Below are 15,745 nucleotides of genomic sequence, written 5' to 3'. Positions count from 1 at the left end.
TCCTTTTCTTTTTACAGAAGAAGTTTAGAACATGAACATAACCAAATTATCTATACAGCGGTCAACCTTGGTAGTGGTGGTCTTCACGGTCCTCACGCTCCTAGGCGTTGTCTCCTACAACTCCCTCAACTACGAGTTGTTGCCCAAGTTCAGTCCGCCGGTATTAACCATTACCACGCTATATCCGGGTGCTTCGCCAAATGAGGTAGAGAACTCAGTGACCAAAGAGATTGAAGACGCGCTTTCTGCCCTGGAGAATGTGAAGGAGATGAAAGGAACCTCCCTGGAGAGTTTCTCCATCATCACCATTCAATTGAACCAGGGCACCAACGTAGACTTGAGTTTGCAGGACGCCCAGCGGAAAATCAACGCCATTCTGGCCCGTCTGCCAGAAGACGCTGACCCGCCTACGTTGAACAAGTTTGACTTTGACGACCTGCCTATCATCAAGATGGGGGCCACCGCCAACATGCCCGCCACCGAGTTCTTCGATCTGATTGACAACAAGATTAAGCCAGAGCTTTCCCGCGTGCCGGGCATGGCCCAGATTAAAGTTTTGGGTGGGGCTGAGCGTGAGATTAAAGTCAACATCAAGGCTGACAGATTGGAAGCCTATGGCATCTCTATCTTGCAGGTACAACAACGCATCAAGAACTCTAACCTGGACTTCCCAACGGGTAGAATCAAGAACGAGAACGGCCAGACCCAGCTACGTTTGGCGGGTAAGTACCAGAACCTGGACCAACTGCGCAACCTGGTCATTAAATCTGACCAGAACGGTACCGTACGTCTCTCTGACCTAGCCGAGGTGCAGGATACCCAGAAAGACGTGGACGTGTTGAGCCGTATCAACTCCAAAGCATCGGTGGGGATTACCATCCAGAAGCAGTCAGATGCGAACGCCGTGGAGGTGAGTGCCCAGACCAAGGCTGCTTTGGCCAACCTGGAGAAAATCTATGCCAAGGAAGGCCTTAAATTTAACATCGCCTCAGACAGCTCCAACTTTACCCTAGAAGCCGCTGACTCGGTGATCCATGACTTGATCATTGCCATTATTCTAGTGGCCGTGGTAATGTTATTATTTCTGCACTCCCTCCGGAACGCAGTGATTGTGATGGTGTCCATCCCGGCCTCGTTGGTGGCTACTTTCATTGCCATGTTCTTGCTGGGTTACTCCCTGAACTTGATGTCACTATTGGCCCTCTCATTGGTGGTAGGCATTCTGGTGGATGACGCCATTGTGGTGATTGAGAACATTTACCGGCACATGGAGATGGGCAAAAGTCCAGCGCAGTCAGCGTATGACGGTATCAAAGAAATCATGGCGACCGTTACGTCCATCACCCTGGTAATTGTGGTGGTGTTCGTTCCTATTGCCTTGTCTACCGGTCTGGTATCTGACATCTTGCGCCAGTTTGCGGTGGTGGTTTCTATTGCGACCATGATCTCCTTGTTCGTGGCTTTCACTTTGATTCCCTTGCTGGCCAGCCGTTTCTCTAAACTGGAGCACGTGTCTGATAAGAACATGTTCGGGCGGTTTATCCTTTGGTTTGAGCGTCAACTGGACAACATCATTGAAGGCTTCACCAATACCTTGAAGTGGGCATTCAATCACAAGTTCATCACGCTGGGGGTTACGTTCCTGTTGTTGATTGCCTCGTTCATGCTGGTGCCATTCGGGTTCATCGGGTCTGAGTTCATTCCGGCGGGTGACCGTGGTGAGGTGAGCTTGCAGTTAGAATTACCGAAGAACTCCACCGTAGAGCAAACCAACTACGCCACTAAACAAGTAGAAGAATACCTGCGCACCATCCCTGAAGTGAAACGCGTGTTCACCACAGTGGGTACTACGGCTTCTTCGCAGGCAGGACAGACTTCGGCGTATCAAGCTGAACTGTCTGTAGCCTTGGTAGATGTGAAAGACCGTTTATTCAGTACCCAGCAATTCAGCCGTCAGGCTAAAGCTGATATTGAAAGCAAACTGCCTAACGTGGAGGTTTCTCCGGTACCTGTAGGTTTGGTAGGGAACGCCCAGGCGCCTATTCAGATAGTTCTGTCAGGCTCTAACTTGGACACCCTGATTGCCTTCTCTAAGCGCGTTACCAAGGTGGTAGAAGGCGTATCAGGAACCGTAGACGTGGAAGTGTCTGTGGAAGGCGGTAACCCCGAGATTGAAGTAATTGTGGACCGCGACAAGATGGCCAGCGTAGGCATGTCTCTGGAAAGCGTGGGCGCTGGTATGCAGATGGCTTTCTCCGGAAACACAGACGCTACCTTCCGCTCTGGTACCGAGGACTATGACATCAACATCCGTCTGGACGAGTTTGACCGCCGCAACGTAACCGACATCGCGAACCTTTCCTTCATCAACAACCAAGGCAAAGTGGTACGTTTAGGCCAGTTCGCTGATGTGAAGCAGTCTACCGGCCCATCACAATTAGAGCGTACCAACCGCGTGACGTCCTTGAATGTAAACTCGCAGGTAATCGGGCGTCCGTCTGGTTCTGTGGGTGCTGACATCCAGGCCAAAATGGCTGAGATTAAAATACCGAACGGCGTGACCGTTGACTACGCCGGGGACTTGAAAAACCAGAGCGAAGGTTTCGGTACGCTGGGGATTGCCTTGCTGGCGTCCATCATCTTCGTGTACCTGATCATGGTGGCCCTGTATGACTCCTATGTGTACCCGCTGGTAGTGTTGTTCTCTATTCCGCTCGCCATCATTGGTGCCTTGCTGGCCCTGGCTTTGGCTGCGCAGAGTTTGAGCATCTTCTCCATCCTGGGTATTATCATGATGATTGGTCTGGTAACCAAGAACGCCATCATGGTGGTGGACTTTACCAACCAGATGAAGAAAGAAGGCCATGACGTGAAGAGCGCCTTGCTGGAAGCCGTGCGCATCCGTTTCCGTCCGATTTTGATGACCACCCTGGCCATGGTGATTGGTATGCTACCCATTGCCCTGGCGGGTGGATCCGTAGCCGCGACCAAAAACGGCCTGGCTTGGGCCTTGATTGGCGGTCTGAGTTCGTCCATGTTCCTGACCCTCATTGTGGTGCCTATCATCTACTATGGCTTCGACCGGATTCTGGCCAAGTTTGGCTGGGATAAGACGGAGGAGATTATCTTGATTGACAAAACCGCCGAAGAACTTGAGCGCGAAACCGCTGAGCTGGAAGCCCAAAAAGAACACCACGGTCACGTGGCCATTGTATAAATACCACCTGAATGAATGATATAGAAAGGCGGGCGCATCTTGCGCCCGTTTTTTTCCCTTCTTCTTTCCACTTTCCTTCTTTTCATTCCCTTACAAATCAGTTATGATTACCTTATTAGCGCCTCCTCTACAAGAGCAGGTGGTGCACCTCATCCAGAAACGCACAAAACTTCCAGCCCACAAACTGAAACCTACCGCCCACCTTTACCAAGATTTAGGGTTAGACACTTTACAAGTAGTAGAAATTATCTGGGACCTGGAAAAACGCTTCCAAGTAGAGATACCGGATGATGTTCCATTGCAGACCGTTGGTGACTTTATTGATTTTCTGGCAGCACACACCAAATAATATTTTCATTCTCTTCAATACATACCAAAAGAAAAAGGCAGGAGCTTCTCCTGCCTTTTTCTTTTTCCATTTTTGGCCTGTTTTCTGGAAAGTAGATCAAAAACGAGAGGATTGTTGATTGATTTCATCTGTTGTTGCAAACACCCCCCTTCGCCCCCCTCAAGGGGGGAGTCCGCGTTTGGCAAAGGCCTTTGCTACTAGCACCCAATCCAGTCTTTCTGACGAGTCGCCTAAGCAGGTTGCCGCCTCTGGCAGGACGGCGGTTAGGGCAAGGCAGGATTGGTTGATCAGCAGAGGATGGCGCTGCGCAGAAGAGGCAAGCTGGTACAGCGCGAGGCGGGAAGACGGGGCCCCGCGGCCGCGAGCGCTTAGCGGCGAAAATGAAACAATACAGCATAAGGGCACCGGAAGGAAGAACCTTCTCAGGAACAGCCAACTGCGTGCACAATGTGTTGCAATTAGCAAGTCAGTTTGAAAAGCAGTTTTAGTCGTTGGTGAGAACACCAACAACGGCAAGAGCAGTTGAGAAACATCTGCATTAGACCAAGCTAGTAGCATGCTAAAATCAAAAATGGAAATCTCCCATTTTCCGCTTATTTTTCCGGAAATAGCCCAAAAACGCATGAACCGTCTCCTCAGATTGCCCCTGCTCCTACTGGCGCTGGCCTGCACCGTTTCATCTGCACAAAGCCAAAAGAAAAAAGCCCCGTTTGCCCCCGAAGAGCTGGTCAACCCGCTCATGGGCACCGACTCCAAACCCAGCCTTTCCAACGGCAACACATACCCCGCCATCGCCGTGCCGTGGGGCATGAACTTCTGGACCCCGCAGACCGGCACCATGGGCAACGGCTGGGCCTACACCTACGCCGCCGACAAAATCAGAGGCTTCAAGCAGACCCACCAGCCCTCCCCCTGGATGAACGACTATGGGCAGTTTGTCATCATGCCCGTGACCGGCAAAATGAAGTTTGACCAGGACGGCCGCGCCAGCTGGTTCTCGCACAAAGCCGAGGTCGCCAAGCCCTACTACTACAGCGTGTACTTGGCGGACCATGACGTCACCACGGAACTCACGCCTACGGAACGCGCCGCCCAGTTCCGGTTCACCTACCCCAAAGCCGACAGTTCTTTTCTGGTGATTGACGCGCTGGACAAAGGCTCTTACATTAAGGTGCTTCCGGGGCAAAAGAAAATCATGGGTTACACCACCCGCGCCGCCCGCAGCAACCCGAAGAACTTCCGGAACTACTTCGTCATCTATGTAGACAAGGCCTTCACGTTTTCCCGCACGTTCAGAGGCAATACGCTGGTGAAGGATTCGCTTGAACTGACGTCCAACCACTCTGGCGCGGTCATCGGGTTCAGAACAGCCAAAGGCGAAAAGGTGAATCTGCAAGTGGCCTCGTCGTTCATCAGCTTTGAGCAGGCAGAATTGAACCTGCAGCGTGAACTGGCCCAAGACAATTTTGAACAGACTAAAGAGAAGGCCCGCAGCTTATGGAACAAGGCCCTCAGTCGGATTGAGGTGGAAGGCGGTACTGAGGAACAGCAGCGCACCTTCTACTCCTGCCTGTACCGTACGCTGTTCTTCCCGCACAAGATGTACGAGGTGAACGCTGCCAACAAGATTGTGCACTACAGCCCCTACACCGGCCAGGTGCACGAAGGCTACCGCTTTGCCGGCACCGGTTTCTGGGACACCTTCCGGGCGCTCTACCCTTTCCTGAACCTCATGTACCCCAGCATCAACCAAGAGATGCAGGCTGGTCTGGTCAACGATTTTCTGGAGGGCGGCTGGTTACCTGAATGGTCCAGCCCCGGCTACGCCGATATCATGGTGGGCAACAACTCGGCCTCAGTGGTGGCGGACGCCTATGTGAAAGGACTGCGCGGCTATGACATTGAGAAATTGTATGAGGCACTTTTACACGGAGCCAACAACGAAGGTCCCATCTCAGCCATTGGCCGCAAAGGCGCCGAGTATTACAAGAAGCTGGGCTATGTGCCGTATGACGTCAAAATCAACGAGAACGCCGCCCGCACTCTGGAGTATGCCTATGACGACTTCGCGATTTACCAATTGGCCAAAGCCCTCAAGAAACCACAGGCAGACATTGACTTGTACGCTAAACGGAGCCAGAATTATCGCCATCTGTTTGACCCGAGCACTGGTTTGATGCGCGGTAAAAACCAGGACGGCACCTTCCAATCGCCGTTCAATCCGTTCAAGTGGGGAGACGCCTTCACCGAGGGCAACAGCTGGCACTACAGCTGGAGCGTGTTTCATGACGTGCAGGGGCTGGTGAATTTGATGGGCGGCAAAGAAAACTTCGTGAAGAAGCTGGACTCTGTATTTACCTTGCCACCAGTGTTTGATGAGAGCTATTACGGCAGTGTGATTCATGAAATCAAAGAGATGCAGATTGCCAACATGGGCCAGTACGCGCACGGCAACCAGCCCATCCAGCACATGATTTACCTATACAACTTTGCGGGTGCCCCCTGGAAAACCCAGTACTGGACCCGCGAAACCATGAACCGCATGTACAAGCCCACCCCAGACGGCTACTGCGGAGATGAGGACAACGGTCAGACCAGTGCTTGGTACGTGTTCAGCGCTATGGGCTTCTACCCGGTTTGCCCCGGCACCACGCAGTACGTTTTGGGCGCGCCGCTTTTCCAGAAGATGACGTTGACGCTAGAGAACGGCAAGAAGGTGGAGATTGAAGCCCCTAAGAACAGCGACCAAAATCGCTATGTGCAGGAGTTAAAGGTGAACGGCAAAAGCTATGACAAGAACTGGGTGGACCATTTCGACCTGATGAAAGGGGGCCGTCTCAAGTTTGACATGACGGATAAGCCCAACACCAACCGCGGCACCCAAGAAAGCGCCTTCCCATATTCGTTCTCCCCGAAGCAGTAAAGGAGTAAAAATCCTACTATCACCACTATACTCTTTCTTTTATCATCCTGAAAGGACCTTGTGAGCAAGCTATACAAGTGCTTCAATAAACGCTACTACAGCCTGCCCACAAGATCTTTCCAAGATGACAGAAAAGAAGAAAACGCTCTCTTCACAAGAATTACATTGAATGAAAAATGCACTCTTCCTTCTCTTAGTTTTTGCCCTCGGCTTTATGCATCATCAAGCCACTGCCCAGACTACGACTATCAAAAAAGGAAAGTACACCCTTACGTTTGTGAACCAGGACCCAACGTTTGAGCCGACCATCCAAGACAAATTGGTGAACGCCTTTTTCAAGGTCTACCCCAAAGAAGCCAAGCGGTTCAACAAGAATACCGTCAAACACGTGACGCTCACCATAGACACCGTCTATGCGGGCGTGGCCTATGCGCACGACGGCAAGATCACCATCGCTTCTGCCTGGTTGCACAAACGTCCCGGCGACATTGACGTGATCACCCATGAGGCCATGCACCTAGTGCAAGCCTATCCGCCCAATAGCGGACCGGGCTGGCTTACCGAAGGGATTGCGGACTATGTACGTCATGCATACGGCGTGGATAATGCCAGTGCCAACTGGTCTCTGCCTGAACTCACTGACAAGCACCATTACACTAACAGCTACCGCATCACCGCCCGCTTTCTGCTCTGGGCTGAGAAAAAGATAAACAAGAAATTAGTGGACACTTTAGACGCCCATATGCGCAACCAAAACTACACCCCTGAAGTCTGGCAAGCCCTTACTGGCAAAACCGTAGACGAGTTGTGGGAGGCTTATAAAGCAAACCCTGCTATTTAAAAGCACTTTATAAAAACGAACGGCTCCACCTGCATTTAGGTGGAGCCGTTCGTTTTTAGCCTGTTTTCTGGAAAATAAGTCAAAAACGGCTTTACTTATTTTCCAGAATAGCTTCTATCTGTGACAGTTCATCAGAGCTGAACTTTGTATTTTGCATGCACTTAAGCGAGTCTGCTAATTGCGCCGGGGTACTAGCCCCTATCAAGACAGACGTCACCCGTGGGTCTTTCAACAGCCAGGCCAGGGCCATTTGCGCCAAAGACTGGCCGCGGCTTTGGGCTATTTCATTCAATCGATTAATCTGCTGCACCCTTTCTGGCGTAATTTCCTCTTCCTGCAAGAAACCATGTGGTTTGGCAGCTCGCGAGTTCTCCGGAATGCCTTTTAAGTACTTATTGGTGAGCAGACCCTGCGCCAACGGTGAAAACGGAATACAACCCACACCCTGCTGTTCTAGCAAGTCCAGCAAACTTTCCTCTACCCAGCGCACAAACATAGAATACTTAGGTTGGTGGATGAGGCAAGGTGTTCCTAACTCCTTCAGAATCTCAATAGCCCGGGTAGCCTCCGGAGTTTCATAGTTAGAAATGCCCACATATAGGGCCTTGCCTTGGCGCACGATGGAATCCAGGGCACCCATGGTCTCTTCCAGAGGTGTGTTGGGGTCTGGACGATGGCTGTAGAATATGTCCACGTAATTCAGCTGCATGCGCTTGAGGCTCTGGTCCAGGCTAGAGATAAGGTACTTTCTGGAACCCCACTCACCATACGGACCGTCCCACATGCGGTAACCGGCCTTGGTGGAAATAATCAGCTCGTCTCGGTAGCCTCTGAAATCCTCGTGCAGAATCTTCCCAAAGTTCTCCTCTGCGGAGCCGGGCGGGGGACCGTAGTTATTAGCCAGGTCAAAATGGGTGACGCCGGCGTCAAAGGCATCATGCAGGATCTGGCGGGAGTTCTCCAGCACATCTACATGCCCGAAGTTGTGCCATAGCCCCAGAGACAGAGCAGGTAATTGCAAACCGCTGGTGCCACAGCGGCGGTATTCCATGGCGCTGTAGCGCGTTGGTGAGGGAGTATATGCCATACACGTAAGAATCAAATGAAGCTGTAATTTGCTCTTTCTACGGATAACAGCCAAAACCCTTCTGCGCTTTTAAAACAGGAAAGACTATATTTGACCTCGTCACCAGACAGAATCTCTCACTAAGCCAGAACCGAAGTACCGTCATGAGGATTTCCTCTTTCTTCAAAGAAAAATGGGTATTCACCTCTCTCATCCTTCTGGCCCTACTGGCGCTAGGTGTCCTGCTTTGGCTCACTCAATATATTCACCCAGCCGCCGATGACTATGGCTATGCCCTAAGAGACACCAAGCAGGGATTCTGGGCCATTCAAAAAGAGACCTACATGAATTGGTCGGGCAGGTACTTCGGGACAGCCATATTGCAGTTGAATCCTTTGCGCTACAGCTCCTTTGCAGGTTACCGCATCGTCTCTTTTTTCATGATCCTAGGATTTGCGGCAGGGCTGTACCTAGTGGTGGAAGCGTTCCTCAAAGCCACTTGGCCAGCCATCAACAGGAAGGCGTTGACTGCTTTGCTTTTTCTTCTGTACATGGTGCAGTGCCCCAGTCTGCCTGAATCCTTCTACTGGCTGACGGGCTTTCTCACCTACACGGTCTCTTGCTTGCTGTTTTTGTTGATCTTGGTTTTTATTCACCGAATGAGTTTGACCGAGCATGCGAGTAGCAAGTTCTTATATGCGGTGCTAGCCTCGCTTCTGGGCATCATGATCATTGGTTCCAATGAAATGGCGCTCATCATGTTGATGAGTACATTCTGCCTGCTTCTTGCCTACCACTGGCAACAGAAATCTACAATACGAGTACACTTGTCGGCCATCATTCTAGTTTGTCTGGCCGCGGCGCTGGTGATGGTGATGGCCCCGGGCAATTACCAAAGAATGGTTGGTGAGGCGAAGTCCCAAAACCTGTTTTGGTCTGTTGCATATGCTACAGGGTTGACGGTAATGGCTTTTGTAAAATGGCCATTTCCCTTGTTGATAGGCTCACTGTTGTACATCCTCTATATCTTTCCTAAAAAGTCTACCAACTCACCTATTGGTAAGCTGTTCACCTTAGACTTGAGGTTGGTAGGCTTCTTCTATTTGACTACGATGTTTGCCATGCACTTTTTGTTTGTCTGGTCTACCGGGGAGCGGCCTACGCCACGCCTAGAGAATGTGATCTACTTTTACTTGCTCTTGGGTTGGTTCTATATCTTGCAGGCCTGGCTAGTGCGTTACCACTTGAGCACCGCCTCCTTGCCTCTGGCTTTTCCTAAATTAATACCAGCCATTGCTGTTTTGCTTTTCGTTTTATACGTTTTAACTCAGCAAAACCCAATCACCACCGCGTTCACAGACCTCCTTACAGGAACAGCCGCTAGGTATGATCAGGAGATGCAGGCACGTTATAAAACGCTGACTACTTCAAACTGCCAGACTTGTGCTCTTCCTCCTTTAACCAAAGTCCCTCCTTCCATCACTTTTATTGATATTGCCCCCAAAGAAGACAGCCTTCATGGCTGGGTAAACGTAGGTACCGCGGCTTACTGGAAGAAAGACAGCGTGTATCTTACCAAACCTAATCCACCCATGCAAAACAATCAAGCAAGCCTAGTGGAATGGAGCAGATCTTTGCTTTCAAAATAAAAAGGGAGCCTAACGTATTGGGCTCCCTTTTTAAATGAGTTATTGATTACTGATTACTTGAGTTTGCGCTTGAATAAGTCCAGCGTTCTATCCCAAGCCAGATTTGCGGCGGCTTCGTTGTAGCGGGCCGGCGAGGTGTTGTTGTTAAAGGCATGGTTGGCGCCTTCATAAACAAACAGCTGGTATTGGACATTAGACGCTTTCAGGGCTTGCTCAAACGCCGGGATTCCGGCATTCACGCGCTCGTCCAGACCGCCGTAATGCAAGAGCAGTTCGGCTTTAATCTTGGGTACGTCTGCTACTTCGGGTTGACGGCCATAATACGCCACCGCGGCGTCCAGGTCTGGAGAGTGAATAGCCAATTGAGCCGCCAAGGCCCCGCCCCAGCAGAAGCCCACGCATCCGGTTTTTCCGTTCCCCTTTTTATGCTTCTGCAGGTACTCCAGTCCTTTCAAGAAATTGGTCAGGTTCTGCTGGGCGTCTAATTTGGAGAACATGGCGCGTGCTTCGTCCTCGTTGATGGGCGTGCCACCAAACGGTGAAAGCGCATCTGGCGCGATGGCCAGATAGCCTGCCTGCGCTACGCGCATGGTAACGTCTTTGATATGCGGATTCAATCCTCGGTTTTCATGGATGACCAGTACCGTTCCTAGTTTCTTGCCTTCGGGCCGTGCCTGGAACGCTTTCATGGTCACACCTTCTGCCCCAGCATAGGTAATGTATTCGGCTTTGATGTCTTTGTCTGCCACCGTAGCCGCCTGCGCGTAGTTGTTTTCCAGCATAGGCAATAGAGACATGGCCAAGGTCAGGCTTCCGGTTAGTTTGGCCAGTCTGGTGATAAACTCTTTGCGCGTGAGCGGCTCGTGGGTGTATTCGTCAAAAAGGTTGATGATGCGTTGGTCCATGGCAGTTTCGTTTGCTTGAAGATACAAAAGGGAGAACAGTTAGCAAGTAGCTTGATCTGGTAACCGACTGGAACTTGATAAGTTATCCTAATTTGTAAACAGTCATTTTTAGCTTGTTTTCTGGAAAACAGGCCAAAAACGAAAAGCTTCTCCTTCTCTACTTTCAGATGAAAATTCAAGCCCTGCCTAACCCTAATAATTGACTATTATTTTTCTAATCAATCCATGGTTATCTGTGGGCAGATAGTATATTTGCATATTATTTTGAATTAGTCTAAATAATTAACACCTTCTGCCGTTTACCTTTCAGGATGCACATTTTCAACGCAGAGTTACATTTTGAGTAGGGCTAAAACCAAAAGAACCATTGACCTTAACTAGTTCTAAGCACAACACATACGTCATGAAAAAACTATTGCTGTTACCCCTCTTCTTTCTTTGCTTAGGCCTTCAGGCGCAACAGAAGAATTCGCTTTTAGAGCAGGCGTTTTGGAAGTCTACCCCAGACGTGGCCGCCGTGCAGGCAGAAATGGCCAAAGGAAACAGCGCCACCGCCTACAATCCCGGCATGTTTGACCCTACGGTGCTCGCCATTAACAATGATGCACCTTTGGCTACCATCAAGTTCTTGCTGGAGCAACCCGAAAATAAAGTAGGCAAGCCTACCCATGACGGCCGCATTTACCTGCACTGGGCCGCCAACAGAGGCAATGTGGAGCTGGTGCAGTACCTGTTAGCCAAAGGCTCTGACATGAACTTCCAGGACAGCAACGGCAACACCCCTATCGCGTTTGCCGCCAATGGTGGACAGACCAATCCGGCGTTGTATGATGTCTTCTTCAAAGCAGGTTTGGACCCGAAGAAAAAGTACAAGGATGGGGCTAATCTGTTGTTGATGACCATTGCCAATGACAAGGACTTCGTCCTGGCCAATCACCTTACCACCAAAGGCCTGACGTTGAAAGACGTGGATGCCAACGGGAATACTGCCTTTAACTACGCCGCCAAAACGGCCAGCGTGGCTCTTTTGAAAAGCTTGTTGCAGAAGGGTGTAAAGTACAATGACAACGCCCTCATTATGGCGGCCCAAGGCTCGCGCCGCGGCCCCAACACGCTAGAAGTTTTCAAGTACCTAGTAGAAGACCTTAAACTAAACCCTGCCTTTGCAGACCAAACCGGCGAGACCGTGTTGCATGCCTTGGTGCGCAGACCTAACCAAACAGAATTGGTCACTTATTTCATGTCCAAAGGCGTGAACGTGAACAAGGCGAATGCTGAAGGCAACACGGCTTTCATGTTTGCCGCGGCAGGCAAAGATGCCGCCACGGTAGAACTGTTGTTACCAAAAGTACAGAACATCAACGCGGTAAACGCTAAAGGGGAATCTGCCTTGACCATGGCCGTGAAGAGCAGTTCGCCAGAAGTGGTGACGCTTTTATTAAATAAAGGAGCTGACATTAACGTCAAAGACAAAGACGGTTTTAACCTGGCCTACCATCTGGTACAGTCGTATGCAGTGCCTAGACCCGGTTCTGCCCCAGCTGCTACAGATGAGTTTGGCACCAAAATGGCACTGTTGCAAAGCAAGGGATTGAATTTTGCCGCCCCGCAGAAGGACGGTAGCACCTTATACCATGCCGCAGTTACTAAGAATGACCTAGCCTTGTTGAAGCGTTTGGAGCCTTTGAAACTAGACGTGAACGCCAAGAACAAAGAAGGCATTACGGTCTTGCACAAAGCGGCCATGCTGTCTAAAGACGATGTCCTTTTGAAATACCTGGTTTCTATTGGGGCCCAGAAGAATAGTACCACTGAGTTTGAAGAAACCGCTTACTCGCTGGCCAAGGAGAATGAGCTCCTAACCAAAAACAAAGTATCTATAGATTTCTTAAAACAATAACATGAAGCTGATTTTCAGAGCGTGTCTGGTAGCCATCATCGCAGGTCTTTTCTCTTTCCAGGCATCGGCGCAGACTACCAAGTACAAGTGCCTATTGCAGATGTCTAATTACGTGGGCGAAGGTGCCTACATTGTAGTTTCCCTCATCAACCCGAAAGGACAATATGAGAAGACGCTCTACGTGATGGGTCCCGACAAAAAATGGTACAACAGCTTAAAAGAATGGCATAAGTTTCAGACTAAAAAGAAGGCGAACATCAGCGCCATCACGGGTGCTTCTGTAGCCGGTGGCGACCGTAGCATCACCACCTTTGACATTGAGACTGCCAAGATCAACGCGGGCTACAAACTACGTTTTGAGACCTCAGTGGAAGACAAGGAATACTACGTGAAAGATTTGGAGATTCCATTGACTACTGCCAGCCTTTCGGCTAAAAATGACGGTACCGGTTTTATCCGTTACGTCCGCTTCAGCGCCAACTAATCTAGCTCATGACCATTTCCATCTGGAGATACAGCCACCTAGCCCTGGCTGTATCTTCTTTTCTTTTACTGGCGGTAGCATCCATTACGGGCATTCTGCTGGCTTTTGAGCCGGTGGTTTTAAACGCCCAGCCGTACAAATTAGATGGCATTGACCAAATAACGCTGGCGCAGTCACTTCCTGCCCTCAAAAAGCGCTACCCAGACATCACAGAGCTGACCGTAGATGCGCATCAGTTTGTTTTGCTCAAAGGCAGTGACACCGATGGGGAAAATGTAGAAGCCTACATTCATCCTTTGACCGGAGAAATTCTAGGCAAGCCCCAGCCCCAGAATGAATTCTTCCAGTGGGTCACTAACCTGCACCGCTCCCTTTTTTTAAAGGAGACTGGTCGGTTTTTTATAGGCCTCACCGCGTTTCTGCTCTTAATGATTACTATTTCGGGTGCCATCCTCATCATCCAGCGTCAGCGGGGTTTGATGCGCTTCTTCACCCGCATCGTCAAAGACAGTTTTGCGCAGTATTACCACGTGGTGCTTGGCCGCCTTTCCTTGATTCCCATTTTCCTCTTGGCCGTGACCGGCACGTATCTATCTCTGGAAAGATTTGAGCTCATCAAAAATGAAAAAGTCTCTCCCGAGGTTGATTTTGACGCCATTAAGACCGCGCCGGCCAAGCCATTGTCAGAGTTTGCCCTTTTCAAAAACACCACGTATGCGCAGGTAGAATCTATAGAATTCCCTTTCTCTGAAGACCCTGAGGATTATTACACGGTTAAACTCAAGGACCGTGAGCTCGCCGTCAATCAAATCACAGGAGACATCTTAAGCGAAGTAAAATATCCTACTACCCAGCGCCTTACTACCCTAAGTTTGGATGTACACACGGGCAGGACTTCTATTCTCTGGGCGATTATACTGGCGGTGGCCTCTGGCAACATTCTGTTCTTTATTTACTCAGGATTTGCCATTACCCTTAAGCGCAGAGCCAACCGCATCAAGAACAAATACACGGCCCAGGAAGCTCGCTTCATCATTTTGGTAGGCTCAGAAAACGGAAGCACGAATAGATTTGCACAGGCCGTATATCAGCAGTTATTAAAGCAAGGCGAAAAACCATTCCTTGCCGAACTGAACCAGTACACCACCTACCCAAAGGCCGAGCATTTGCTCATTCTGACGGCAACGTATGGCTTGGGAGATGCACCTTCCAACGCTCAGAAATTCGCCTCTCTGGTGCAGACCGTTCCGCAGGCACAATCAGTGAAGTTCTCAGTGGTGGGCTTCGGTTCGCATGCCTATCCGGATTTCTGCCAATATGCTTTTGAAGTGCACCAATGGCTTTCGCACCAGTCTTGGGCCCAGCCGTTGGTAGACATCCACACGGTCAATGACCGGTCACCGCAGGAGTTTGCGCTTTGGGCCGAGGCTTGGTCTCAGCAGAGCGGCGTGGCCATGACAGTTCTGCCTGAGCTCATGCAAACCAACCGTCACCGCCTGGACACCTTCACGGTAACGGCCAACACTGGCTCCATTAATCAAGAAGGCACGTTTATAGTCAGGCTAAAGCCTGCAAAGCGCACCAACGTAACCTCTGGTGACTTACTGGCCATCTACCCAGAGAACGACCACCGCGAGAGGCTTTACTCCCTTGGAGTTATTGATGGTGAATTACAGATTAGCGTGCGCTTGCACCCCAACGGTTTAGGTTCTGGCTTCCTGCACAGGTTGACCACGGGGCAGACTATGCAGGCCCGCTTGTTAAACAATTCCCATTTTTATTTCCCCCAGAAAGCGCCCGTAGTAGTCATGATTGCCAATGGAACCGGCATAGGTCCGTTTTTGGGCATGGTTCACCAAAACAGCCCAAAAACGGCCTGTCACTTGTACTGCGGCTTCAGGAGTCAGGCGTCCTTCAGTACGTACCAAGATTTTCTAGAAGAACAGCAGTCGGTGCAGAAGCTTACCAACCTGCACGTAGCCTTCTCCCGCGAAGGCGAAAAGCAGTACGTAAGCGATTTGATTGACCGTGACGCTGACTTTATTGCCAATACCCTTTCTGCGGGTGGCGTACTTATGATCTGCGGGTCTTTGTCTATGCAGAAAGACGTCACGGTCCTTCTGGAAACCATCTGCCAGACTAAACTGAACAACCCACTCAGTTACTACCAATCCCGCAGTCAACTTCTTACAGACTGTTACTAAAGGTTATGTGATTCCCGTTTTTGGCTTGTATTGCGGAAAACAGGCCAAAAACGGAATCAGTAGTTAGTTATTGATTGCTTAATCCGTTGAAGGAAAAAATACAGGCGCGCGTCGGAATTTATCCCGAAGGATTTCGGGAGACTCGTGACTTAAGATGATGTGAGTCTCCAGACTCGCCGGGAACCAAGATTATAAATATATAAACCC

General features: G+C 50.2%; 10 protein-coding genes. 8 read left to right on the top strand and 2 right to left on the bottom strand.

Annotated elements, in window-relative coordinates; translation table 11 throughout:
- Nucleotides 1–31 precede the first annotated feature (31 nt).
- The 4 genes from TH61_RS12360 (at nucleotide 32) to TH61_RS12340 (ending at nucleotide 7,330) form a co-directional block, all read left to right on the top strand.
- Nucleotides 32–3,217: an efflux RND transporter permease subunit gene (locus TH61_RS12360; RefSeq protein ID WP_066509741.1), complete on the top strand. Its 3,186-nt coding sequence runs from the start codon at nucleotides 32–34 to the stop codon at nucleotides 3,215–3,217.
- Between the two features lie 103 nt (nucleotides 3,218–3,320).
- Nucleotides 3,321–3,566 carry an acyl carrier protein gene (locus TH61_RS12355; RefSeq protein WP_066509739.1) on the top strand — a complete coding sequence of 82 codons (246 nt, stop codon included), beginning with the start codon at nucleotides 3,321–3,323 and terminating at the stop codon, nucleotides 3,564–3,566.
- Nucleotides 3,567–4,188: 622 nt separating this feature from the next.
- Nucleotides 4,189–6,489 (top strand): GH92 family glycosyl hydrolase, encoded by a 2,301-nt coding sequence (locus TH61_RS12345; protein ID WP_066512816.1) that lies wholly within the window; start codon nucleotides 4,189–4,191, stop codon nucleotides 6,487–6,489.
- Nucleotides 6,490–6,703: 214 nt separating this feature from the next.
- The gene (locus TH61_RS12340; protein ID WP_231862216.1) at nucleotides 6,704–7,330 is read left to right on the top strand and encodes a basic secretory protein-like protein; all 627 of its coding nucleotides are present in this window, start codon (nucleotides 6,704–6,706) and stop codon (nucleotides 7,328–7,330) included.
- Nucleotides 7,331–7,421: 91 nt separating this feature from the next.
- Here TH61_RS12340 and mgrA read toward each other — a convergent pair whose 3' ends face one another.
- Nucleotides 7,422–8,417, bottom strand: a complete 996-nt coding sequence (gene mgrA / locus TH61_RS12335) for an L-glyceraldehyde 3-phosphate reductase (protein WP_066509732.1) — start codon at nucleotides 8,415–8,417, stop codon at nucleotides 7,422–7,424.
- Between the two features lie 143 nt (nucleotides 8,418–8,560).
- Here mgrA and TH61_RS12330 point away from each other — a divergent pair, with 143 nt between their 5' ends.
- Nucleotides 8,561–10,045 (top strand): DUF6056 family protein, encoded by a 1,485-nt coding sequence (locus TH61_RS12330; protein ID WP_066509730.1) that lies wholly within the window; start codon nucleotides 8,561–8,563, stop codon nucleotides 10,043–10,045.
- 53 nt (nucleotides 10,046–10,098) lie between these two features.
- Here TH61_RS12330 and TH61_RS12325 read toward each other — a convergent pair whose 3' ends face one another.
- The gene (locus TH61_RS12325; protein WP_066509729.1) at nucleotides 10,099–10,950 is read right to left on the bottom strand and encodes a dienelactone hydrolase family protein; all 852 of its coding nucleotides are present in this window, start codon (nucleotides 10,948–10,950) and stop codon (nucleotides 10,099–10,101) included.
- A 403-nt stretch (nucleotides 10,951–11,353) separates the two neighbouring features.
- Here TH61_RS12325 and TH61_RS12320 point away from each other — a divergent pair, with 403 nt between their 5' ends.
- From TH61_RS12320 to TH61_RS12310, 3 genes are read left to right on the top strand one after another with little or no spacing between them, the layout of a single operon-like run.
- Nucleotides 11,354–12,850 (top strand): ankyrin repeat domain-containing protein, encoded by a 1,497-nt coding sequence (locus TH61_RS12320; RefSeq protein ID WP_066509728.1) that lies wholly within the window; start codon nucleotides 11,354–11,356, stop codon nucleotides 12,848–12,850.
- Between the two features lies 1 nt (nucleotide 12,851).
- The gene (locus TH61_RS12315) at nucleotides 12,852–13,334 is read left to right on the top strand and encodes a DUF2271 domain-containing protein (protein ID WP_066509725.1); all 483 of its coding nucleotides are present in this window, start codon (nucleotides 12,852–12,854) and stop codon (nucleotides 13,332–13,334) included.
- 8 nt (nucleotides 13,335–13,342) lie between these two features.
- Nucleotides 13,343–15,538 (top strand): PepSY domain-containing protein, encoded by a 2,196-nt coding sequence (locus tag TH61_RS12310; RefSeq protein ID WP_066509724.1) that lies wholly within the window; start codon nucleotides 13,343–13,345, stop codon nucleotides 15,536–15,538.
- The last annotated feature ends 207 nt before the right edge of the window (nucleotides 15,539–15,745 follow it).

It is taken from the genome of Rufibacter sp. DG15C (assembly GCF_001577755.1).
Classification (GTDB): domain Bacteria; phylum Bacteroidota; class Bacteroidia; order Cytophagales; family Hymenobacteraceae; genus Nibribacter.
The sequence above is the reverse complement of the archived record's forward strand: the minus strand, read 5'-3'. Positions and strand labels throughout refer to the sequence as shown.

Coding starts and splice junctions, on each gene's coding strand:
- TH61_RS12330 (WP_066509730.1), top strand. CDS start 8,561: ATGAGGATTTCCTCTTTCTTCAAAGAAAAATGGGTATTCACCTCTCTC.
- TH61_RS12340 (WP_231862216.1), top strand. CDS start 6,704: ATGCATCATCAAGCCACTGCCCAGACTACGACTATCAAAAAAGGAAAG.
- TH61_RS12310 (WP_066509724.1), top strand. CDS start 13,343: ATGACCATTTCCATCTGGAGATACAGCCACCTAGCCCTGGCTGTATCT.
- TH61_RS12360 (WP_066509741.1), top strand. CDS start 32: ATGAACATAACCAAATTATCTATACAGCGGTCAACCTTGGTAGTGGTG.
- mgrA (WP_066509732.1), bottom strand. CDS start 8,417: ATGGCATATACTCCCTCACCAACGCGCTACAGCGCCATGGAATACCGC.
- TH61_RS12325 (WP_066509729.1), bottom strand. CDS start 10,950: ATGGACCAACGCATCATCAACCTTTTTGACGAATACACCCACGAGCCG.
- TH61_RS12345 (WP_066512816.1), top strand. CDS start 4,189: ATGAACCGTCTCCTCAGATTGCCCCTGCTCCTACTGGCGCTGGCCTGC.
- TH61_RS12355 (WP_066509739.1), top strand. CDS start 3,321: ATGATTACCTTATTAGCGCCTCCTCTACAAGAGCAGGTGGTGCACCTC.
- TH61_RS12320 (WP_066509728.1), top strand. CDS start 11,354: ATGAAAAAACTATTGCTGTTACCCCTCTTCTTTCTTTGCTTAGGCCTT.
- TH61_RS12315 (WP_066509725.1), top strand. CDS start 12,852: ATGAAGCTGATTTTCAGAGCGTGTCTGGTAGCCATCATCGCAGGTCTT.